General features: G+C 32.3%; 25 protein-coding genes. 20 read left to right on the forward strand and 5 right to left on the reverse strand.

Going from position 1 to position 20,605, the window contains the following annotated elements; genetic code table 11:
* Positions 1-7: 7 nt before the first annotated feature.
* Positions 8-460 (forward strand): GNAT family N-acetyltransferase, encoded by a 453-nt coding sequence (locus tag KFE69_02140; GenBank protein UTW42962.1) that lies wholly within the window; start codon positions 8-10, stop codon positions 458-460.
* Here the strand turns inward: KFE69_02140 and KFE69_02145 are convergent.
* From KFE69_02145 to KFE69_02155, 3 genes are all read right to left on the reverse strand, one after another.
* Entirely contained in the window at positions 453-986 is a 534-nt protein-coding gene (locus tag KFE69_02145) for a hypothetical protein (GenBank protein ID UTW42963.1), read from the reverse strand. The genes KFE69_02140 and KFE69_02145 overlap by 8 nt on opposite strands.
* Before the next feature lie 162 nt (positions 987-1,148).
* Entirely contained in the window at positions 1,149-1,739 is a 591-nt protein-coding gene (locus KFE69_02150) for a disulfide bond formation protein B (protein ID UTW42964.1), read from the reverse strand.
* 11 nt (positions 1,740-1,750) lie between these two features.
* On the reverse strand, positions 1,751-1,912 hold the full coding sequence (locus KFE69_02155) for a hypothetical protein (protein UTW42965.1): 162 nt from the start codon (positions 1,910-1,912) through the stop codon (positions 1,751-1,753).
* A gap of 182 nt (positions 1,913-2,094) precedes the next feature.
* On the opposite strand from KFE69_02155, the gene KFE69_02160 reads away from it, so the two are divergent.
* Together KFE69_02160 and KFE69_02165 are read left to right on the forward strand one after the other, a co-directional pair.
* Positions 2,095-2,487, forward strand: a complete 393-nt coding sequence (locus KFE69_02160) for a RidA family protein (GenBank protein ID UTW42966.1) — start codon at positions 2,095-2,097, stop codon at positions 2,485-2,487.
* Between the two features lie 100 nt (positions 2,488-2,587).
* Positions 2,588-3,814 carry a sugar MFS transporter gene (locus KFE69_02165; GenBank protein UTW42967.1) on the forward strand — a complete coding sequence of 409 codons (1,227 nt, stop codon included), beginning with the start codon at positions 2,588-2,590 and terminating at the stop codon, positions 3,812-3,814.
* A 9-nt stretch (positions 3,815-3,823) separates the two neighbouring features.
* Here KFE69_02165 and rsmG read toward each other — a convergent pair whose 3' ends face one another.
* Positions 3,824-4,435, reverse strand: a complete 612-nt coding sequence (rsmG, locus tag KFE69_02170) for a 16S rRNA (guanine(527)-N(7))-methyltransferase RsmG (protein ID UTW42968.1) — start codon at positions 4,433-4,435, stop codon at positions 3,824-3,826.
* Positions 4,436-4,630: 195 nt separating this feature from the next.
* Here rsmG and KFE69_02175 point away from each other — a divergent pair, with 195 nt between their 5' ends.
* Positions 4,631-5,806, forward strand: coding sequence for a cation:proton antiporter (locus tag KFE69_02175; GenBank protein UTW42969.1), 1,176 nt, complete (start codon positions 4,631-4,633; stop codon positions 5,804-5,806).
* A 9-nt stretch (positions 5,807-5,815) separates the two neighbouring features.
* Here the strand turns inward: KFE69_02175 and KFE69_02180 are convergent, their stop codons facing one another.
* On the reverse strand, positions 5,816-6,535 hold the full coding sequence (locus KFE69_02180; GenBank protein UTW42970.1) for a VacJ family lipoprotein: 720 nt from the start codon (positions 6,533-6,535) through the stop codon (positions 5,816-5,818).
* Positions 6,536-6,728: 193 nt separating this feature from the next.
* On the opposite strand from KFE69_02180, the gene ubiG reads away from it, so the two are divergent.
* The 16 genes from ubiG (at position 6,729) to KFE69_02260 (ending at position 20,542) form a co-directional block, all read left to right on the forward strand.
* Positions 6,729-7,424, forward strand: a complete 696-nt coding sequence (gene ubiG, locus KFE69_02185) for a bifunctional 2-polyprenyl-6-hydroxyphenol methylase/3-demethylubiquinol 3-O-methyltransferase UbiG (protein UTW42971.1) — start codon at positions 6,729-6,731, stop codon at positions 7,422-7,424.
* A complete protein-coding gene (locus KFE69_02190; protein UTW42972.1) occupies positions 7,387-8,073 on the forward strand; it encodes an HAD-IA family hydrolase in 687 nt (228 codons plus the stop codon). The genes ubiG and KFE69_02190 overlap by 38 nt, the downstream gene beginning before the upstream one ends.
* Complete coding sequence (locus tag KFE69_02195; protein ID UTW42973.1) at positions 8,052-8,870, forward strand: hypothetical protein; 819 nt, start codon at positions 8,052-8,054, stop codon at positions 8,868-8,870. The genes KFE69_02190 and KFE69_02195 overlap by 22 nt, the downstream gene beginning before the upstream one ends.
* A gap of 130 nt (positions 8,871-9,000) precedes the next feature.
* Complete coding sequence (locus tag KFE69_02200) at positions 9,001-10,128, forward strand: Fic family protein (protein ID UTW42974.1); 1,128 nt, start codon at positions 9,001-9,003, stop codon at positions 10,126-10,128.
* Between the two features lie 63 nt (positions 10,129-10,191).
* Complete coding sequence (locus tag KFE69_02205; protein UTW42975.1) at positions 10,192-11,319, forward strand: hypothetical protein; 1,128 nt, start codon at positions 10,192-10,194, stop codon at positions 11,317-11,319.
* A gap of 147 nt (positions 11,320-11,466) precedes the next feature.
* Entirely contained in the window at positions 11,467-11,820 is a 354-nt protein-coding gene (locus KFE69_02210) for an ATP synthase subunit I (GenBank protein UTW42976.1), read from the forward strand.
* Between the two features lie 16 nt (positions 11,821-11,836).
* Positions 11,837-12,634 carry a F0F1 ATP synthase subunit A gene (atpB, locus tag KFE69_02215; GenBank protein UTW42977.1) on the forward strand — a complete coding sequence of 266 codons (798 nt, stop codon included), beginning with the start codon at positions 11,837-11,839 and terminating at the stop codon, positions 12,632-12,634.
* A gap of 62 nt (positions 12,635-12,696) precedes the next feature.
* Positions 12,697-12,984 carry a F0F1 ATP synthase subunit C gene (gene atpE, locus KFE69_02220; protein ID UTW42978.1) on the forward strand — a complete coding sequence of 96 codons (288 nt, stop codon included), beginning with the start codon at positions 12,697-12,699 and terminating at the stop codon, positions 12,982-12,984.
* 58 nt (positions 12,985-13,042) lie between these two features.
* Positions 13,043-13,513 (forward strand): F0F1 ATP synthase subunit B, encoded by a 471-nt coding sequence (locus KFE69_02225; protein UTW42979.1) that lies wholly within the window; start codon positions 13,043-13,045, stop codon positions 13,511-13,513.
* Between the two features lie 25 nt (positions 13,514-13,538).
* Positions 13,539-14,072, forward strand: a complete 534-nt coding sequence (locus KFE69_02230; GenBank protein UTW42980.1) for a F0F1 ATP synthase subunit delta — start codon at positions 13,539-13,541, stop codon at positions 14,070-14,072.
* A gap of 22 nt (positions 14,073-14,094) precedes the next feature.
* Positions 14,095-15,636: a F0F1 ATP synthase subunit alpha gene (gene atpA, locus KFE69_02235; GenBank protein ID UTW42981.1), complete on the forward strand. Its 1,542-nt coding sequence runs from the start codon at positions 14,095-14,097 to the stop codon at positions 15,634-15,636.
* A 12-nt stretch (positions 15,637-15,648) separates the two neighbouring features.
* Entirely contained in the window at positions 15,649-16,509 is an 861-nt protein-coding gene (gene atpG, locus KFE69_02240; GenBank protein ID UTW42982.1) for a F0F1 ATP synthase subunit gamma, read from the forward strand.
* Between the two features lie 40 nt (positions 16,510-16,549).
* A complete protein-coding gene (gene atpD / locus KFE69_02245) occupies positions 16,550-17,926 on the forward strand; it encodes a F0F1 ATP synthase subunit beta (protein UTW42983.1) in 1,377 nt (458 codons plus the stop codon).
* A gap of 20 nt (positions 17,927-17,946) precedes the next feature.
* Entirely contained in the window at positions 17,947-18,387 is a 441-nt protein-coding gene (locus KFE69_02250; GenBank protein UTW42984.1) for a F0F1 ATP synthase subunit epsilon, read from the forward strand.
* A gap of 309 nt (positions 18,388-18,696) precedes the next feature.
* A complete protein-coding gene (locus tag KFE69_02255) occupies positions 18,697-19,563 on the forward strand; it encodes a hypothetical protein (GenBank protein ID UTW42985.1) in 867 nt (288 codons plus the stop codon).
* Positions 19,564-19,870: 307 nt separating this feature from the next.
* The gene (locus tag KFE69_02260) at positions 19,871-20,542 is read left to right on the forward strand and encodes a hypothetical protein (protein ID UTW42986.1); all 672 of its coding nucleotides are present in this window, start codon (positions 19,871-19,873) and stop codon (positions 20,540-20,542) included.
* The last annotated feature ends 63 nt before the right edge of the window (positions 20,543-20,605 follow it).

The raw sequence follows: 20,605 nt of genomic DNA on the forward strand, positions 1-20,605 counted from the left end.
GGTTAATATGCAAAAAGTAGAAGGCATTCGTTGGCTTTCGTTTGATCAGTTATCATTAAATGAGCTATATAGTATATTAAAGTTAAGGTCAGATATTTTCGTTGTTGAGCAAGTTTGTGCTTATCCGGATTTAGATAACTTAGATCAAAAATCATATCATGGATTATTATATCAAGCTGATCAGTTGACCGGTTATATTCGTATCTATCAAACAGATAGTGGACAGTGGACTTTTGGTCGTGTTGTTGTTAACCCTGCGTATCGAAAACAAAAGTTAGGTACTTATTTGGTGAAAGGGGCATTGGATAAAATAAAAGAGTTACATAAAAACGCTACAATTATCATTGGCGCACAAGCCCATTTAGAAAGTTATTATCAACAGTTTGGATTTATTACCTTATCAGAGCCTTATGATGATTATGGCATTTTACATGTTGATATGAGACTAGAATCTAGCTAGTTTCTCTCTTTCTATATTGGTAAATGCGCATTAAATAAAAAATAAATCGCCCAATAAAAAGCCCTGCGGTAACGCCATAAACGCTTAGCATTGTAATTGTAAAGTATAGGTTATGTATTAAATTGGGGTTATCACCAACTTTAAAGCCAAAGTAATATTTAGATATAAAGATAATTAGTATCAAAATCAACGTTAGCCAGCTACCAGGTAATATGATTATATATTTATTGTTTTCTTTAGTTGCCTGTGCACCAATAAAGCAAGCGATAATAAAGCCTATGATAATACCAATGACTAAGGCAATAGCATAAGCTAATAAATTAATACCATGTAGATTGGTTTGATTAATCAATGACTCAATCGATAAGATTAAGAAAATGGCAGGAATAATAGCAAGTTTACTAATTGGTTTATGGCTTGGTTTGCTAGCTTTAATACCAATAAAGAGTAAATAAATAAATAATACATAAACCCACCAGGGTGTATAGGCTAAGGTATAGTAAATTGTAGTTATAATATTATTCATAATTAAATTAAGCTCCTTTGACTGTTATTATATTTTATTCTTTTTGAAGTCTAGCATTGCATCAAAAAATGATTAGTTAATTTTATAATAATCAAATGGATGGTGATTATAAGCCAATTATTTGCTAGAAAGCAAAATTAAAAATTATGCTTCATGGGCTAACTATTTTGTATAAGGAAATGAGATTATATAATTAGTTGGGTTGTCTGGACATTCTTTTAATCCACACTCTAAGTATAAAGAGATGATATTCGCAATTAATAAAGCAATAAATAGTAAAAATGCAATAGATGTAAAAGTGCGCAATAATTTGTTTTTTGGTTTGACAACTTTTTCAGAATCTTTCTTTAAGTGATACTGTCTGGGTATACTTAAAATAATTGCAATATAGATAATCGCAAGGGCAGCAAAAATAAATACCCAAGTATACATATGTAATCCTAATACAGCACTACCATAACCTTGATCGCCAGGTTCAATATGTAATAAAATTTGTCGCATGGCAGTCATTGCAGTAATAATTGCTGCGAGAATTGATAATGCATAATGACTGGGTCGTGGTTGATAATGAATATTTAATAAAAAGCCAAAACAAATAGCTAATAAACCAAGTCGTTGGAGTAAGCACAAAGGACAAGGTAGTTCATTAAAAATAAATTGAAAATAAAAAGCAATGATTAAAACAATAATAATACCAAGGATATCAATAATGTTAATAAGACGCAAAAATCGACTGACTTGCTGATCATTCATAATACGCTCCTTTATAAAGAAATGGGTAATTGATCAGTCATATGATGATAAAGTACTAAAGCATAGAGTACTAAAAAGATAATAAATAAGAAGATACCAAGCTTGCGACTAATAAACCAACTAACTAAGATTGTGATTAAATAGAAAATAAAACTGATTAATATCCAGGGCATATTGATTTCCTTACTTCCTACTTTTACGTTATTTAAGTTTCAACTAAAGTTTAGTTGAATAATAGTTAAAAGGTAATAAGAAAAAATTATTGATATATTAATATTAATATATTTTACCAATTATAATTTAATTATTATGCTTGAATATAGCTAGTTTAAAGAATGAATATAGAGGTGGTTAGATGAAAAATTCAAAAGAAATTATCAATACAGACCAAGTAAATAATTATCAGCATTATGGTTTTAGTCAAGCAGTGGTTCAAGGTGATTATGTATTTGTAACAGGTCAAGCTGGTTTAGATGCCAATGGCAATTTAGTTGGTCACTCAATGAAAGAACAAGCATATAAAACATTTGAAAATATGGGGATTATATTAAAAGAAGCATCACTATCATTAGAGCATATTGTTTATATGACTTGCTATATTGTATCACTTTCAAAGCATGGCCCTGACTTTTGGCAAGTACGAAAAGAAGTAATGCCTAATAGTCATTATACGAGTACATCCATTGGTATTAGCGAGTTAGTACAAGAAGGGCTTTTATTAGAAATTCAAGCGATAGCGCATCGATAATAATTGTTTCTAAAGAAAATAAATAAATTGAATCTGAAGTATAAAAGCACTAGTATTGGAATACTTAGCATAATAAACTAGTATAAATATAATTCAGATTATGAAATTTAATAGAACTTATTTTTCTTTTGGTACGATTTCAATGGCGTTTTTTATGTGGGGTTTATTAACGTCATTAAATGATATTCTAATACCACACTTAAAGGCACTTTTTACACTAAGCTATGCACAAGCAATGTTGGTTCAATTTGTTTTTTTTATGACTTATGCGATTCTATCAATTCCATTATCACGACTTTTGCATTGGTTGGGTTATCGTTGGACAGTAGTCATTGGTTTCTTAGTTGCAGGAGTTGGTTGTCTTGGGTTTTGGCCTGCTGCAGGTTATGAAGTTTATGCTTACTTTTTAATTAGCTTATTTGTCTTGGCAGCCGGTATCGTTGTTCTACAAGTTGCTGCAAACCCTTATGTATCCTTATTGGGAAATAAAAAGAGTGCATCTGCTCGCTTAACATTTGTTCAAGGTTTAAATTCTTTAGGTACAACGATTGGACCTATTATTGGTGGTGTTTTTATTTTAGGCGCTATTGCTAAGGCTGGCAATGATATTGAAGCTACAGTTAGAGCAATTCAAATACCTTATTTAGTACTAGCAATTATTATGTTCGTGCTTTGTTTATTTTTTATGATTTTTCCTTTGGCTAAATTAAAAAATGATGTCGAGCATGATGAAAATGAGCAATATTCAGGAGAAGAAAAACAAATTTGGAAGCATAAGCATTTAATTTATGGATGCTTTGCAATTTTTGCTTATGTCGGTGCAGAAGTTACCATTGGTAGTTTTTTGGTTAATTACTTTGGTAGTGAGCATATATTAAAGTTAGTGCCTGAAGAGGCAGCGAAATATGTTGCATTTTATTGGGGCGGTGCAATGATTGGTCGACTATTAGGATCTATCGTTTTGACAAAAGTGCATCCACCTAAAGCCGTTTGCTTTAATGCCGTTATTGCAATTATCTTAGTTGCTATTTCAATTTTATCTTATAGTCATATTGCCATGTGGGCAATTTTAGCAGTTGGCTTATTTAATTCAATTTTATTCCCAACTATCTTTAGTTTAGGTGTCAGAGAGCTAGGTTCAAAAACCTCTTTAGGTTCAGGGCTATTATGTGTTTCAATTGTCGGAGGTGCGATAATACCATTAGTTCAAGGTATACTTGCAGATCATATTGGCTTAACCTTATCTTTTATTGTGCCTATTATTTGCTATTTATATATCTTCTTTTTTGGCTTTTATGGCTATGATGCCAAAGTTAGAATTGAATAAGCCTTTATTTTATGTTTTTTTAATGATTAATAAGTGACGATGTGCATTAATTTTAGGTACATTTAATGGTATTGTTTGAATATCAAATCTAGCTTTTTGATCAAGTAGTTTAATTTCATCAATTGGATTAGTTCCTTTCATAGCCAAATATTCGCCATCAAATTTTAATAAATGTTGGCATAGTGTTACCATTTGAGTAAGTGAGCTAAAGGCACGAGAGATAACATAATCAAAGCATTCATTGGGTTGATAATCTTCAACTCGAGTATGTATGACATCAACATTATCTAACTTAAGTTCGAGCATTACTTGACGCTGAAAACGTGATTTCTTAATATTACTATCAAGTAAGGTTATGTGTTTTTCAGGAAATAAAATTGCAAGTGGAATACCAGGTAAACCAGCGCCACTACCAACATCGATGATTTGCTTTTTTGTAACATAGGGTGCAATAGATAAGCTATCATATAAATGATGAGAGTACATTGAAGATTTTTCTCTAATTGCAGATAAATTATAGGCTTTATTCCATTTAAATAAAAGTTCAATGTATTGTTCAAATCGTTCTAACTGTTGATCTGTAACGGATATATTAAGTAATTTGAGTGTTTTTTCAAGCATTTAAACGAGTGCCTAAATAGGTTGATATTAGTGATTGTCTTGGATTATAAGCTAACTGGAAGAAATGTAAATATACAGGTCAACTAAGCCGTTTTAAATATCAAAATTTGTAATATTTAAATTTCAGGTATTCATAGCAAAATTGATTAACCAAGCATATAATTAACGTAGTATTTATTCTAAATTTTTGAGATTATGGAACATACAGGGTTAATATTTACATTTTTCTTAATATTTTTTGGTGCTTCTATATTTGCAACGGTTGCTCTATATACAAGGCAAGCGATCATTGTTGCCTATATTGCGCTTGGGATGTTAGTTGGGCCTTATGGACTTAAATTTGTCCAAAGTACTGAGATGATATCAGAGGTATCTGACTTTGGTATTATGTTTTTATTATTCTTATTGGGTTTACATCTTCAATTAAAAAGTTTAATCGAAATGTTAAATAAAATGGTAATTATTACCGTTGTTAGTAGTCTTGTATTTGCAACGATTACTATTGTTATTTGTTATGAGTTTGGTTTTAGTTTTGTTGAAAGTTTGCTCGTTGGTGTATGTATGATATTTTCAAGCACCATTATTTGTTTGAAGCTAATGCCAACGACAGCACTACATCATCAGCGTATTGGTAATATCGCCATTGGTATTTTGCTATTACAAGATATTATTGCTATTTTTATGTTAACCGTATTAGATTTATTAACAACAGGTGCAACTGAGTTTAACTGGTGGCGCTTGTTAATGATGTTTATTGCATTACCAGTACTCGTATTAATCGCTTATTATGCGGAAAAATTTATATTATTTAAGTTATTAAGGAAATTTAATCGCTATAAAGAATATATCTTTTTAGTTGCAATTGGTTGGTGCCTAGGCATGAGCCAATTGGCAACTACATTGGGTATTTCAAGTGAAATTGGTGCATTCATCGCAGGTGTTACCATCGCAAACTCTCCAATATCACAATATATTTCAGAAAATTTAAAACCTTTAAGAGATTTTTTCTTAATTATCTTTTTCTTTTCAGTGGGTGCAGGCTTTAACTTTCCTTTAATTATTGATGTTTGGCAAGTGGTGTTATTATTAACAGTGATCATTATGATCATTAAACCTATTGTCTATGGTGCATTATTTGCAATTTTTGGTGAGAAGAAGAAAACTGCACTTGAAATTGGTGTTAGATTAGGCCAGGGTAGTGAGTTTTCATTATTACTTGGGTTTATGGCCTTTCAGGCAAGTGTATTAACCTCTCAAAGTTATACAGTAATACAAGCAGTAACGATACTAACGTTTATCATTTCTTCTTATATTGTTGTTTTATTTTATCCAAACCCAATTGCAATTTTCGATCGCTTACGTAGAGATTAGCTAAGTTAACTAAAATTCTTCATTTTTAAAATTGACACCTGCATCTGGATTTTTGTTTGGGTCAATAAGATGATTCATATACTGTAAATAAGCATTTCTTGTTGCCACATAAGGATCGAATGCAAATTCAGTTAAGCTATTATATTGAGGCAGATAAATTGCTGATTGGTTTAATCCATAAATACCTGCAGTTGCAAGATTAAGTGGGAAAGGTATTTTACTATATTGTAGTGGATATAAATAATAATCTGGGATTAAGCCTATGGTATCTCGTACAGTTGAAGGGCCTATGATTGGTAGGACTAAATAAGCAGAGTTTGTATAACCCCATTTGGCAAGTGTTAGGCCAAAAGTTTGTGTGTGTCGATTAAGACCAACAGTTTTTGCGACATCAAAAAAACCAAAGACACCAAAAATTGTATTTAAAACTAAGCGGCTACTATCAACGAATGCATAGTACCACTCAGCTTGAAGTAAATCGTTAGTGATATTGCTAACATTACCAAGGTTTGTAAAAAAGTTATTAATACCACTTCTAAATTCACCAGGAACTGTATAAACATAAGCATCAGTTGCAGGGCCTACAGCATATTTATAAGCTTTATCATTAAAATTAAAAATAGCACGATTCATTGGTTCGTAGGGGTCTGGATTACTTTTAGTCGCACAACTTGAGATAAACAGTACTGATAGCAATAGCAGTATAGAGTTAATAACCTGTTTATGCATTGATATTTCCAAGTGTTGTTTTAAATTACTTAAAAGCCGCATTATACTTTCTATTAATTGCCTGTGTACACTTATTTTTTAGTGGTATACTATCTTAGTATACGTTGTTTTTGAAAATAATGTTCAAAAACAACGAGGCAAGATTATTAAAAAAATTTAATTATGGTATAAAAAATATTCGAGTTTTAATGTGATGAATGTCGATCAAAAAGAAATAGAAAAGTTTTCAGAGTTGTCAAATAAATGGTGGGATGCTCGTGGTGAGTTATGGACTTTACATGCAGTGAATCCATTACGAGTTGAGTTTATTCAGCGTAATATCAATTTAAATGGTAAAAAAGTACTCGACGTCGGCTGTGGTGGTGGCATTTTATCTGAGGCAATGGCCAAAGCTGGTGGTGATATAACAGGTTTGGATTTAAGTGAAGATGTTCTAAAAGCTGCAAGGTTACACATAGAAGATCAGGCGATTCATGTTAATTATGTCTGTCAAAATATTGAAAGTTATGCCGAAGAAAACCAACAGCGATTTGATGTAATTACATGTCTTGAAATGCTTGAACATGTGCCAGAACCAGAGGCGGTAATTAATGCTTGTTATCAGGCATTAAAACCAGGTGGAATTGCATTTTTTTCTACATTAAATCGAAATGCTAAATCTTATCTTTTAGCTATTATTGCAGCAGAGTATGTTATGGGGATGATACCAAAAGGAACACATCAATATCATCGTTTTATTAAACCCTCGGAATTGGTTCAATGGAGTCAATCAATTGGATTTGAGCCACATGAGATCACTGGAATCCACTATAATCCTATTATAAAGCAATTTAAATTAGGAAAAAATGTTGATGTTAACTACATCCTTGCCGTTAAAAAACAAAATTAAAGGCATTTTTTTTGACTTAGATGGTACATTAGAAGATACAGCTGGTGGTATTTTAGCAACGGTTGAATATATCTGTAATCGCTTTGATATTCCTTATGCCGGTGATGATAAATTGCGTCCTTATGCAGGTGAAGGTTTAGTTTACTTAATGCGTTTATGTCAGGCTGATTTGGCTGATGAAGTATTACAGCAAGGTTTTTTAAGTGGCTTATTATATTATCGTCAAGAAGGTCATCGTTATAACCGCCCATTTCCAGGTGTTGAGGGTTTATTATCATTATTAGATCAACAAGGTATAATTTGGGGCATTGTTACCAATAAAGTACGCTCTATTATTAAGCCATCATTAGATAATTTACCTTTACTGCCTTTAAGTGAATTAATTATTTGCCAAGATGATTTACCAAGACATAAGCCAGATCCTTTACCATTAAAAGAGATTTGTTATCGAAGTGGTATTACACCTGAAGAAGCATTATTTGTCGGTGATTCACTAAGCGATATGAAAGCTGCCGAAGCTGCAGGGTTATATGGTATTTTTGTTACTTATGGTTATGGTAAATATAATCAATTAAAGGCATCTGGGATAAAAAGTGGTACAATTGACCATTTGGATGAATTAAAAATATGGCTTACATCTACCAGTTAGAACAATTTGAAACCAACCCGAAATTATATAGTCATTTATATTACTGTTATCGAAAAGTATTTGATGAGCAAACTAAACAGAAATTGATGTTATTTGAAAATGTACACTTTCAGATGATTAAAACTGCTTGGTTTTATCAAGATCAAGATGTGGCTCGGCAAAAATTAATTTGGTGGCATGAAGAATTAAAAAATACTTTTAATGGATCACCACAGCACCCAATTAGTAAACAATTAAATCAAATTGATTTAACAAATAATCAACAGCAATTAATTATAGAAATGAGCGAATATGCATTAGCGTTTGTAATTTATGATAGTCAGGTTGATTCATATGAAGTTTTAGTGAGTCATTTGATTAATTATTTTTATGCTTTTGAAAAATTGAAAGCTTCTTGTTTTGTTAGTAATGATTTGGAAACTAATATAAGACCAATTGCAGAGATAATTGCATTAGTACATTATATTTATTTTTTACCTGAATTAATGAAAAGAGATTTATTGTTACCAACAGATAGTTATTTAAATCACTACAACGTCACGTTAGCACAATTAAAACAATATAAGCTATCAGAGGGCATAACTTATTGGCTTAACTCATTAAACAAACAAGTTCAAAAGATACATAAAACGTTAAAATCACAGTTAAACTTAAAAAGTAAAAAGCAATTAAAGCCTTTAATGATTAATTTAAACCTGTGGTTAAAATTATTAAAAGAAACTAAAAAAAATAATTATGATTTATTTAATACACAGATTCAGTTATCGCCTGTGCAGATGTTATTACAAAGTGTTTAGTTTTTTGCTATAGCTTATTTGATATTATATTTAAAATTTGATATATTGATTCTATGGTGGGGTGGTTATTCAGTAATTTTTATAAAATAATTCGCTCCAATTAATAGTTTTAGTTGAATTGGGGGGAGTTATGTCAAATATTACAAATAGAGATTTAATTGAATTTTTTGAGAAAAATCCTAAGGCATTAGTTCTTTTATTTTGGGATGGTGTAAAAACAGTTGATTCAAAGTTAAAAACGCCATCAGAAATAGAAAAACAAGAACAAGGTTATTTTAAAGCATTAGCCAGTGCATTTTTAAATCGTTTGGGCTCAAATACAGAATTAACATCAAATGAGATTAAATCACTACATAAAGACTGTCAGAATAGTGTCAATGGATTGAATAAAAATGTGGGGATGGGCTTTACTGCAGGTATGCAACAATTTGAAGCTAAAATAAGTACCTTAGAACAATTTAAAAGTCACCTTGATCATCACCTAATGATTAAACAGCAATTAGATAGTAAGGGTAGCTTAAATGAAGAATATAAAGAAGATATACTTAATCTGCATATGCAGCTATATGATAAAAATTTCAAAAGAACAGTTCCTATAAATGAACTAGTGAATACAAAATTAGATAATAGTGATATTGAAAGATTTAATAAAATTACATATATAAATTTATATGATAATAACTCTCTTGTGTCTGAATTGGTTAATTCTATTTTAGAGCAGTACCATAGTAATATAAGTGCTAGTCAAACCGAAGATGATAAATTAACTGCTATTATCAATATGGCTCAATCTTTAGAACGATTGCATCCTTTTACTGATGCAAACTGTAGAACACTATGTATGGTACTTTTAAATTTAGAGTTAATAAAAAATGGATTACTGCCTAGCCTACAGGATAACCCAAATTTATTTGAATCATTGCCAGCTACAGACTTAGTGAATAAAATAAAGGAAGGCCAACAACGTTTTCAATGTTTGTTCAATGATGAATTAACAATTGATCAACTAGAGTATAGACTTGAAAATAATCAGCTTGAAAAAATATCTAGTAGTTGGCTAAATGATGATTTGCTTGATAGTGAGATAGTTTCACAAATGATACAGTTAATTACTGATGTTGGTAATGACATTAGTCATAATACTAGTGACTCTGATGTGTTTTATAATGAGCTAAATAATCAGCCTAAACTATTGTTTATGGATAGTTTTTGTAATTTTGAAGATATAGAAGAAAGCTTAAATCAATTTAGTAACTAAATAGTATTTATATAAAAAAGTAATTAATTTTTAACTATATTGGTTTATGCGGGGAGGCGTATTATGTTAAATTTAGATAATCTATATCGAAATCGATTTCAAATTCACAAAGTTCATATTTTAAATCTTAATCTTAATGGTGATGAATTGAGTCAAAAATTTGAACCTGGTATAAAGCCAGGGCAAAGGTATTATGATGCACCTAGTGGTAATCAAGCAAATTTAAGTAGTAAAAAAGTTAATCTAGCTTATATTCAAGAGCAAAAGCAAATTGTAAAAGACCAAAATATACAATGGGATAGTCGAAACAGTTTTACATGCGAAGAATATGAAAGATTATCAGAGTTACGACAGCTGCAGTTAGAAAGACTACATGCAATCAAAGATGAAGTTAAAGGTATTGTTACTTTTCAAGGTGCAAATGCAGCTTTAGATGAATTAACGGAACAATCAGTTTTGGAACGTATCAATAAAATAAAAGATGTTGTCTATTTTGAAAAGAAGGAAAATGTATTTCAAATTAATCACTGTGCACGCATTATTAATTTTTATAATGATCAATTTGCTCAAAGTGATGGTGTACTTGACGCGGATGTAAAACAGTTATTTCTTAAAGAGTGTGGCTTGCCATTAGATACAAATATTGATCAAGTATGCCAATATGAAAGAAAAGTTGATCAATTAGCTACTAAAATTAATTATTTAAATACCCATTCAGAAAATTATTTCACATTTCAGAATTATCAAGGAGCAGAGCTATTAGGTAGTGTTATAGCTAAAATAATGAAACTAGATAATATAGAGAGTAATTATAGTGCGATAGAGCAATTAGATTTAGCAGATGAGACAATAAGTCAGTTTATTAAATTTATTAACACAAAAGATATAGAGTCTATTTTAAATGAGCATGAAATTATTTCTTCCAAATTAAACTTCACAGATATGTTTAAATCTCAAAATTGTGTAATTTTAGGTGATGTAAAATATACAGTTCCAAGAGATTTATATAATCAATGTAAGCATTTTTTTGAAAGTAATAGTCATAAAATTTCAGATAAGCATTTAGAAAAATTAACTTTTAGAGAAGACTTTATCAATGGTAGAGAAAAGTCTACAAAAAATCCTTTAATTATTTTTCTAAACGCTAATATAACTACAAATGAAAAAACGGTAGGGCGGGCGGTTAAATAACAATAGTGCTATTAGAATTTAATAAAAATTACAAAAATTAAAAATTCGCACTTCAATGAACATTAACGCTTGCACTTAATGGTGCAAACCTATATACTTTGCGCAAATTTTAATCCTTTAATAGAGATAGGAACTAGTTTAAAGAGAATGAAAAGACTTCAGATAAAGCCTTTTTTATTATTTCAGTTTGCTTTGCTTGTTGTTGGCTCTTTAATCGCGTTTGCTTTTTCATATCAGTCTTTTATTTCCTTTTTTTTAGGTGCAGTTATTCTATTTGTCGGTAATATGCTAATGCTATTGAGATTCTTTTTAAAACCGATATTGTTCACAGCACCAAATGAAGTCTTATTATTGTTTTTAGGCGAATTTTTAAAGTTATTAGTCATCGCAGTCGGTAGCGTGTTAGTCGCAATGTACATTAAAGTTAGTTTTGGTGTATACTTGATCGGATTAATTTTACTGCAGGCAGCTATGTGGATGATGCCTTTATTTATAAAGTAAGAGAGACAAGGAAACTATGAGTGAAATAACAGAAGATTTAACATCATCAGGTTATGTTAAACACCACTTACAATCTTGGCAAATTCATTTCGGTGATAGCAAGTTTTGGGCATTAGATTTAGATACGATGATTGTATCGATTCTTTTGGGTGTTTTATTTTTAGGTGCATTTTATATAGTTGCAAAAAGAGCAACATCAGATGTGCCTGGACGCTTTCAGAATTTTGTTGAATTAATTTGTGAATGGATAGATAACACAGTTGCTGAATCCTATCACAGACCCCGTGGTTTTGTAACACCGCTTGCAATTACAATTTTTGTTTGGGTGCTTTTGATGAACTTTATGGATTTATTACCTGTTGATCTAGTGCCGTGGCTTATTAGTAATATTAGTGGTATTCCATATCATGAAACTTATTTTAGAATTGTGCCGACAGCAAACCCATCATTAACTTTTGCTTTATCTATTAGTGTCTTTATTTTGGTTGTTTTTTATAACTTAAAAGCGAAAGGTATTTTTGGCTTAGGTAAAGAAATGTTAACAAGTCCATTTGGACCATGGTTATTTCCACTAAATATTGCATTTCGTTTAATTGATGAGTTGGTAAAACCATTATCATTGTCACTACGACTATTTGGTAACTTATTTGCAGGTGAATTAATTTTTATACTAATTGCCTTATTACCATGGTGGATACAATGGCCTTTAGGTGGCTTATGGGCAATATTTCATATTTTGGTTATTGTCATTCAAGCCTTTGTCTTTATGATGTTGACAGTGGTCTATTTGGCAATGGCACAAGATGAACATTAGAAAAATTTTGAAGTTTAAAAGTAAAAGCGTAATCAAACACTAGAAACTAAGGAGTAACGTAAATGAACTTAAGTCAACACGCAATCGATTTGTTAACTCAATTAAATGGCTTAACTGCAGTAGCAGTTGCACTTTTAATTGCGTTGCCAGCACTTGGAACAGCTGTCGGTTTTGGTGTGCTAGGCGGTAAATATTTAGAAGGGGTTGCTCGTCAACCTGAATTAGGTGGTATGTTACTAGTTCGTATGTTTATTGTGGCTGCCTTCGTAGATGCATTTGCTGCAATCTCAATTGCGATGGGTTTCTACTTATTATTTGCAAATCCATTAGCTTCGGTTATTCTTGCTTGAATTGATAATTAATCATTTAAACTTAGATGTTTTAAGTAGGTAACCATTAGGAGATGATATGAATATTAACCTCACCCTGATTGGTCAGATGATTACTTTTGCAATTTTTGTTGCATTTACGATGAAGTATGTATGGCCGCCATTACGTGTAGCTTTACATGAACGTAAGAAAAAAATTGTAGAAGGCTTAGCTCAATCTGATCGTGCAGCGAAAGAATTAGAATTAGCACAGCGTCAGGCTAAAGAAATTATAAATGAGGCTAAAGCTCAATCGACTGTTATTATTGAGCAAGCAAATGAGCGTGCTCATAAGATGGATGAAGAAGCAAAAGAAGAAGCGCGACTAGCAGCTGAACGTATCAAGCATGCAGCATTATCTGAAATTAATTCAGAAAAGCTTCGTGTGCGTGATCAATTGAAGCATGAAGTTGCACAAATTGCTATTTTAGGTGCCGAAAAAGTTGTTGGTAATCAATTTGATAAAGCAGCAAATGATCGAGCATTGGAAAAATTAATGGCTGAGATTTAGAGATTCAAAAAGGTAAGAAAAAACGATGGCGGAACTTTACCATTTAGCTAGGCCGTATGCTAAAGCAGCATTTGAATATGCAGATGAAAAGGGTGTATTGAAAGAATGGTTATCATTATTTCAGTTAGCTGAGAAAGCAATTTTATGTGATGAAATTACTCAGTATTTAAATCACCCTGAAGTATCTCAAATTCAAATTGTTCAAACAGTAATTAGCATTTTAAATATACAGGATCAAGCATATATTAATTTATTAACTGTAATCGCTCAAAATAAACGCTTGGCTTTATTTGGTGCTATTAGTGAGCTGTATGCTGATTTTAAAGCAAAAAAAGAACGATCAGTTTATGCAGTGATGACCTCTGCTTTTGATCTGTCTGATCAAATTGTATTAGCAATGAAAAATAAACTTGAGCAAAAATTTAATGCTGAAGTTAAGCTTGAGACACAAATTGATCCAAGTTTGATTGGTGGCGCTGTAATACAAGTAGGTGATTTAGTAATTGATGGTTCCGTATTAGGTAATTTTCGACGTTTAAAACAAGAGCTTTTAGCTTAAAGTAATTGGTAGGTAAATGGTTATGACATTAAGTGCAGCAGAAATTAGTACTCTGATTAAAGAAAAAATAGAAGGCTTTCAAGCTAAAGCGGAAACATTAGCTGAAGGTACAATTGTTAGTGTCTCTGATGGTATTATTCGTATTCATGGCTTAGAAGATGTTGCTTATGGTGAGATGATTAAACTTCCAGGTGATGTCTATGGTTTGGCTTTAAACTTAGAGCAAGATTCAGTTGGTGCGGTTGTTCTAGGTGAATATCTTCATTTAGAAGAAGGACAAAAAGTTTACTGTACAGGCCGTATTTTAGAAGTTCCAGTTGGTCCTAACTTGCTAGGTCGAGTGGTTGATGCATTAGGAAATCCAATTGATGGGAAAGGTGAAATTACTTGTAATGAAACATCACCCGTTGAAAAGGTAGCTCCAGGTGTTATTTGGCGTCAATCAGTAGATCAACCAGTACAAACAGGAATGAAATCTATTGACTCAATGGTACCAATTGGCAGAGGTCAGCGTGAATTAATTATTGGTGACCGTCAAACAGGAAAAACTGCTGTTGCAATTGATACGATTATTAATCAAAAAGGCACTGGCATTAAATGTATTTATGTTGCCATTGGTCAGAAAGCTTCATCAGTAGCTAGCGTGGTAAGAAAGCTAGAAGAATACGGTGCTATGGAGCATACAATTATTGTTGCTGCCAATGCAGCAGATTCAGCAGCATTACAATTCTTAGCGCCATATGCTGGTTGCTCTATGGGTGAATATTTCCGTGATCATGGTCAAGATGCGTTAATTATTTTTGATGACTTGACAAAGCATGCTTGGGCTTATCGTCAAATTTCATTATTACTTCGTCGTCCACCAGGGCGTGAAGCGTATCCTGGGGATGTTTTCTATCTTCATTCTCGTTTACTTGAGCGTGCAGCTCGTGTTAATGCTGAGTATGTTGAAGCATTTACTAAAGGTGAAGTCAAAGGAAAAACTGGTTCATTGACTGCATTGCCAATTATTGAAACACAAGCAGGGGATATTTCAGCATTTATTCCAACAAATGTAATCTCTATTACAGATGGTCAGATCTTCCTGGAATCTAGTTTATTTAACGCAGGTATTCGACCTGCAATTAATGCTGGTAACTCAGTCTCTCGTGTTGGCGGAGCTGCCCAAACTAAGATTATTAAAAAACTTGGTGGTGGTGTACGTTTGACGCTAGCTCAATTTAGAGAGTTAGAAGCATTTGCGCAGTTTGCATCTGATTTAGATGAAACAACAAGAGCACAGTTAGAACGTGGTCAACGTGTCACAGAATTAATGAAGCAAAAACAGTATCAGCCATTATCTATTGCTGAGATGGCTTTATCGCTATTTGCTGTAGAAAAAGGCTATTTAGATGATGTTGCTTTAGATGAAATTGGTCGTTTTGAGCATGCTTTACATGAATATGCTAAAGCACAGTATTCTGAATTAGTTAATGAAATTAACTTAACAAGTGACTATAACGAATCAATTATTGAAAGATTAAATGAGGTTCTAACTCAATTTAAACAAACACAATCTTGGTAAGGCTAAAGTATTATGGCAGTCGGAAGAGAGATTAGAACTAAGATCAAAAGTGTTAAAAATACACAGAAGATCACACGTGCAATGGAATTAGTTGCTGCAAGTAAAATGCGTAAAGCACGTGATAGAATGGAAGAAGCAAGGCCTTATGCGGATTATGCAAGAAGTTTAATTGCACATGTCGCTAAAGCACACCTTGAATATAAGCATACTTATTTTAATCATCGAGAAGTCAAACGTGTTGGTTTTATCATTGTGTCAACTGAGCGAGGGCTTTGTGGTGGTTTAAATATTAATTTATTTAAACAAGTGTTAAGTGCAATTAAGCGTTATCGAGACAAAAATATTGAAATTGATGTCTGCTTAATTGGTGCAAAAGCAGAAAGTTTCTTTAAACGTCTTGATCTAAATATTGTATCTTTGGTGACAAAATTAGGTGATAAGCCAGGCGTTAAAGATTTAATTGGTTCAGTTAAAGTAATGCTAGATGCTTATGATGACGGTAAAATTGATCAGTTATTGTTATTCTCAAATGAGTTTGTTAATACGATTTCACAAAAACCACGTATGGTCCAATTATTGCCGGTTGTGCCTGATGAGCAGGAATCATTGGATTATCATTGGGATTATATTTATGAGCCCGATGCAAAAGAACTATTAGAGATGCTTGTTGTGCGTTATGTAGAGTCACAAGTTTATCGCGGTGTAGTAGAGAATATTGGTTGTGAGCAAGCATCAAGAATGATGGCAATGAAAAGTGCTACTGATAATGCAGGTGCGGTGATTAATGAATTAAATCTGCGTTATAACAAAGCAAGACAAGCGGCAATTACACAAGAAATATCAGAAATCGTCTCTGGTGCTGCAGCGGTTTAATCTAAGTTTTGAATGAATGAATAAAGAGGCATGAAGTAAAATGACAACAGGTAAAGTAAATCAAGTTATCGGTGCGGTAATTGATGTTGAATTTCCTAGGAGTGAAATTCCTAAAGTGTATGATGCATTAGTGGTAGATGAAACAGGGCTTACACTTGAAGTGCAACAGCAAATTGGTGATGGTATTGTTAGAACGATTGCTATGGGTGCAACCGATGGCCTTAAACGTGGGTTAAGTGTTAAAAATACAGGTGATCCAGTTAAAGTTCCTGTTGGCCATGAAACTTTAGGTCGTATTATGGATGTTTTGGGAAATCCGATTGATGAGGCAGGCCCTATCAATGCTCAAAGACGTGATCCAATTCATAAGAAAGCACCAACATTTGAAGATCAGGCATTAAGTTCTGATATTTTAGAGACAGGGATTAAAGTTGTTGACTTAATCTGTCCGTTTGCTAAAGGTGGTAAAGTTGGTCTTTTTGGTGGTGCTGGCGTTGGTAAGACAGTAACGATGATGGAGCTTATTAATAACATTGCAAAAGAGCATAGTGGTTACTCTGTTTTTGCTGGTGTTGGTGAGCGTACACGTGAAGGGAATGACTTCTACCATGAGATGAAAGAATCCAATGTATTAGATAAAGTATCTTTAGTTTATGGGCAAATGAATGAGCCTCCAGGTAACCGTCTACGTGTTGCATTGACAGGTTTGACGATTGCTGAGAGTTTCCGTGATGAAAATCGTGATGTATTAATGTTTATCGATAATATTTATCGTTATACTTTGGCGGGTACTGAAGTATCAGCACTTTTAGGTCGTATGCCATCAGCAGTAGGTTATCAGCCAACATTAGCTGAAGAAATGGGTGTATTACAAGAGCGTATTACTTCAACAAAAACAGGCTCAATTACCTCTGTGCAAGCTGTTTATGTGCCTGCAGATGACTTAACAGATCCATCACCTGCAACGACTTTCTCTCATTTGGACTCTACGATTGTATTATCACGCCAAATTGCAGAATTAGGTATTTATCCAGCGGTTGACCCACTAGATTCAACTTCGCGTCAGCTTGATCCATTGGTCGTTGGTCAGGAGCATTATGATGTTGCTCGTAGTGTTCAGCAAACACTGCAACGTTATCAAGAACTAAAAGATATTATTGCTATTTTAGGTATGGATGAGTTATCAGAAGATGATAAGTTGATTGTAACTCGTGCTCGTAAAGTACAACGCTTTTTATCTCAACCGTTCTTTGTTGCTGAGGTATTTACTGGTAACCCTGGTGCTTATGTACCATTAAAAGAAACCATTCGTGGCTTTAAAGCGATTGTTGAAGGTGAATATGATCATTTGCCTGAGCAAGCATTTTATATGGTCGGTACCATTGATGAAGCGATTGAAAAAGCTAAATCTTTATAAGATAAAAGGTTGTTAAACTTATGTCTGATGAAAAACAAAAAACAATTGCAGTTAGTGTTGTTTCTCCTGAAGGTGAAGTTTTTTCAGGTAAAGCATTATCGGTCGTTGCCAAAGGTGCTGATGGTGAACTAGGTGTTCAGTACGGCCATACGCAACTGTTGACATCACTGCCTCCAGGGGCATTACGTATCCAGCTTGAAAATAATGATGAGAAAATTCTTTTTGTAGAAGGTGGTATGTTAGAAGTTCAACCTAATCAGGTGATTATTTTAGCTGATACTGTTGAGCGACCAATGGATGTTAATGAACAAGCCGCTAAAGAAGCAAAAGAAAGAGCAAAAGCATTATTGGCTAAATCAAAGCATGATAAAATCTCTTTTGATAAAGCTCAATTAGAATTAGCAGAAGCTGAAGCAAGATTACAAGTACTTGCGTTAATGCGTAAAGTTAAATCACATTAGTTGTGCTGCTAAATAGGCTTATTTAGCAATTTATTAGACCTTTTTATTCAAAATATAATCTTTCTAAAGCAATAATAATTTATTTTGTAAATTATTTTCATTGCTGTTGTTTTAACTAAATTATTTTATAGATCTGGTAATTAAAGGCTAAAATAATCAACTTTTATGTATATTTTTTATATCTTATTTAAGATATTGATATATTTTTTATTGATTTCTCTAATTGATTGTGTATAATTCGATTTTATGTAATATAGCATATAATATATTACATATTTTATATATAATAAGTCTTGAGGAGACAATAAAATGAAAAAATCAATATTAAGCTCACTAGTTATGATAGCTTTAAGTTCAACAAGCTATGCTGCAATGAATAATGCGCCTGCACAGACAGGGCTAGTATTTGAAGGTCAGATTTCAGCAAACCATACTGGTAGTCTTAGTAATGTTACTCATCAGTGGCCAAATGGTTATAATATACTAACTACTCATGATTCAACAAATCATCGTAATGTTGGTATTGGTGGCGGTGTATTTCTTGGTTATGATTTCGCTATTACTCCAAATATGACAGTTGGTGCAAAGGTTGGTTATCGTAACTTACAAGAATCAAATAATGTAGAAAGTACTTCAACTGCAACTACTCCTGTTAGCGGTTCAATTACTCCAGATATGCCGATTTATATACCGCCTAAAATGAATATTCCAGCAAGTGGTTCAATTACTCCAGATATGCCAATTTATGTGCCGTCTAAAATGGATATTCCAGCTACTAGTAGTTATAGCTCTTCAACTAAACTTAATAATATTCAAAGTATTCCTCTTCTTGCTACCTGGAACTACTTTTTTAACTCTGGTTGGTTAGTGGGTGCTGATGCAGGTATTGATATTCAGAAGTTAAGTGTTAGCTCTACTTATTCATATACTCATAATGGGCGAACACAAAGTCGCAGCAAAACTTTTTCACAGTGGAATATAGCTCCAATGGTTGGCTTAACTGGTGGTTATAAATGGCAAAATGGTATCGCACTAACAGGTAATTTAAGTTATGTCTTTGGTAAAAACCCAAGTGACTTAGATAGTGGTAGTTATCAAGATCCAGAAATTAAAAATACTGGCGCATTAGCTGTATGGACACTGGGTATTAATCTAAGTTATACCTTACCTTTATAAACTATATATTAAAAGAGATGTTTTTATATCATCTCTTTTATAGATTTTTGCTGATCATGCACAAATTTCAATTACATTAATTCTACAATATATCATTTTTTATATTAATTATAAAAAAATTTTCTAAAAGCATATTTTTTATAATTATTATATTGATTTTAAATTATTTAATCTTATTTAAAATTATAAAATAAACTTTAACATCATAATTTGTTCATAAATTTTCTTGTCTATTTTAAAGTTCATTAACTATACTGCCATTGAGTTTAGATTTTTTAAGTAGAGATCGGTACTAAGGAGACTCACCATGAAGAAAGTCATATTCACTTCAACAATTGCAATTGCGTTAAGTTCGATAAGTTATGCAATGACAAGTAAAGCAACAGCAAAATCAGGTTTAGTATTTGAAGGACAATTTTCTGTAAATGCAACACCCCAAAATACGTTTGACTATGCTAAAGATAATAATACTAATACGAGCTCTGATGAAAGAAATGGTGGTATTGGCGGTGGTTTATTTATTGGTTATGATTATGCATTTAACCCTAATATAACTGTTGGTGGTAAAGTCGGTTATCAATATCTATATGAAGTGAATTATTTAAAGCTTGATGGTACTACTCATGGAGATATTGATGTTAAATTAAGCATGAATAACTTTCCTATCTTAGCAACTTGGAAATACTTTTTTAATTCAGGTTGGCTAATTGGTGCTGATGGAGGTATTGTGATTCAGAAATGGACAGTTGATGGTACTGACTCTACAACTAGTAGAACAGATAATCATAGTTCTCAATGGAATGTTGCACCTATGCTTGGTGTCTCTGGTGGTTACAAATGGCAAAATGGATTAGCATTAACTGGTAGTTTAAGTTATATTTTTGGTAAAAGTACAGATGAACTATCTGATAGTGATGATAATAATGCACTGGCAGTTTGGACACTGGGTATTAATCTAAGTTATACACTGCCATTATAACTTCAATAGTGTTAAGGTATTAAAAAATACCTCATTAAAATTTTCAAATTTTTTATAACTTCT

The organism is bacterium SCSIO 12844 (assembly GCA_024397935.1).
Taxonomy (GTDB): Bacteria; Pseudomonadota; Gammaproteobacteria; order Francisellales; family Francisellaceae; genus M0027.

Coding starts and splice junctions, on each gene's coding strand:
- ubiG (UTW42971.1), top strand. CDS start 6,729: ATGAATGTCGATCAAAAAGAAATAGAAAAGTTTTCAGAGTTGTCAAAT.
- KFE69_02195 (UTW42973.1), top strand. CDS start 8,052: ATGGCTTACATCTACCAGTTAGAACAATTTGAAACCAACCCGAAATTA.
- KFE69_02225 (UTW42979.1), top strand. CDS start 13,043: ATGAATATTAACCTCACCCTGATTGGTCAGATGATTACTTTTGCAATT.
- KFE69_02250 (UTW42984.1), top strand. CDS start 17,947: ATGTCTGATGAAAAACAAAAAACAATTGCAGTTAGTGTTGTTTCTCCT.
- KFE69_02190 (UTW42972.1), top strand. CDS start 7,387: ATGTTAACTACATCCTTGCCGTTAAAAAACAAAATTAAAGGCATTTTT.
- KFE69_02175 (UTW42969.1), top strand. CDS start 4,631: ATGGAACATACAGGGTTAATATTTACATTTTTCTTAATATTTTTTGGT.
- atpE (UTW42978.1), top strand. CDS start 12,697: ATGAACTTAAGTCAACACGCAATCGATTTGTTAACTCAATTAAATGGC.
- KFE69_02255 (UTW42985.1), top strand. CDS start 18,697: ATGAAAAAATCAATATTAAGCTCACTAGTTATGATAGCTTTAAGTTCA.
- KFE69_02180 (UTW42970.1), bottom strand. CDS start 6,535: ATGCATAAACAGGTTATTAACTCTATACTGCTATTGCTATCAGTACTG.
- KFE69_02205 (UTW42975.1), top strand. CDS start 10,192: ATGTTAAATTTAGATAATCTATATCGAAATCGATTTCAAATTCACAAA.
- KFE69_02140 (UTW42962.1), top strand. CDS start 8: ATGCAAAAAGTAGAAGGCATTCGTTGGCTTTCGTTTGATCAGTTATCA.
- atpD (UTW42983.1), top strand. CDS start 16,550: ATGACAACAGGTAAAGTAAATCAAGTTATCGGTGCGGTAATTGATGTT.
- KFE69_02160 (UTW42966.1), top strand. CDS start 2,095: ATGAAAAATTCAAAAGAAATTATCAATACAGACCAAGTAAATAATTAT.
- KFE69_02155 (UTW42965.1), bottom strand. CDS start 1,912: ATGCCCTGGATATTAATCAGTTTTATTTTCTATTTAATCACAATCTTA.
- KFE69_02150 (UTW42964.1), bottom strand. CDS start 1,739: ATGAATGATCAGCAAGTCAGTCGATTTTTGCGTCTTATTAACATTATT.
- KFE69_02200 (UTW42974.1), top strand. CDS start 9,001: ATGTCAAATATTACAAATAGAGATTTAATTGAATTTTTTGAGAAAAAT.
- atpG (UTW42982.1), top strand. CDS start 15,649: ATGGCAGTCGGAAGAGAGATTAGAACTAAGATCAAAAGTGTTAAAAAT.
- atpA (UTW42981.1), top strand. CDS start 14,095: ATGACATTAAGTGCAGCAGAAATTAGTACTCTGATTAAAGAAAAAATA.
- KFE69_02145 (UTW42963.1), bottom strand. CDS start 986: ATGAATAATATTATAACTACAATTTACTATACCTTAGCCTATACACCC.
- KFE69_02260 (UTW42986.1), top strand. CDS start 19,871: ATGAAGAAAGTCATATTCACTTCAACAATTGCAATTGCGTTAAGTTCG.
- KFE69_02165 (UTW42967.1), top strand. CDS start 2,588: ATGAAATTTAATAGAACTTATTTTTCTTTTGGTACGATTTCAATGGCG.
- rsmG (UTW42968.1), bottom strand. CDS start 4,435: ATGCTTGAAAAAACACTCAAATTACTTAATATATCCGTTACAGATCAA.
- KFE69_02230 (UTW42980.1), top strand. CDS start 13,539: ATGGCGGAACTTTACCATTTAGCTAGGCCGTATGCTAAAGCAGCATTT.
- KFE69_02210 (UTW42976.1), top strand. CDS start 11,467: ATGAAAAGACTTCAGATAAAGCCTTTTTTATTATTTCAGTTTGCTTTG.
- atpB (UTW42977.1), top strand. CDS start 11,837: ATGAGTGAAATAACAGAAGATTTAACATCATCAGGTTATGTTAAACAC.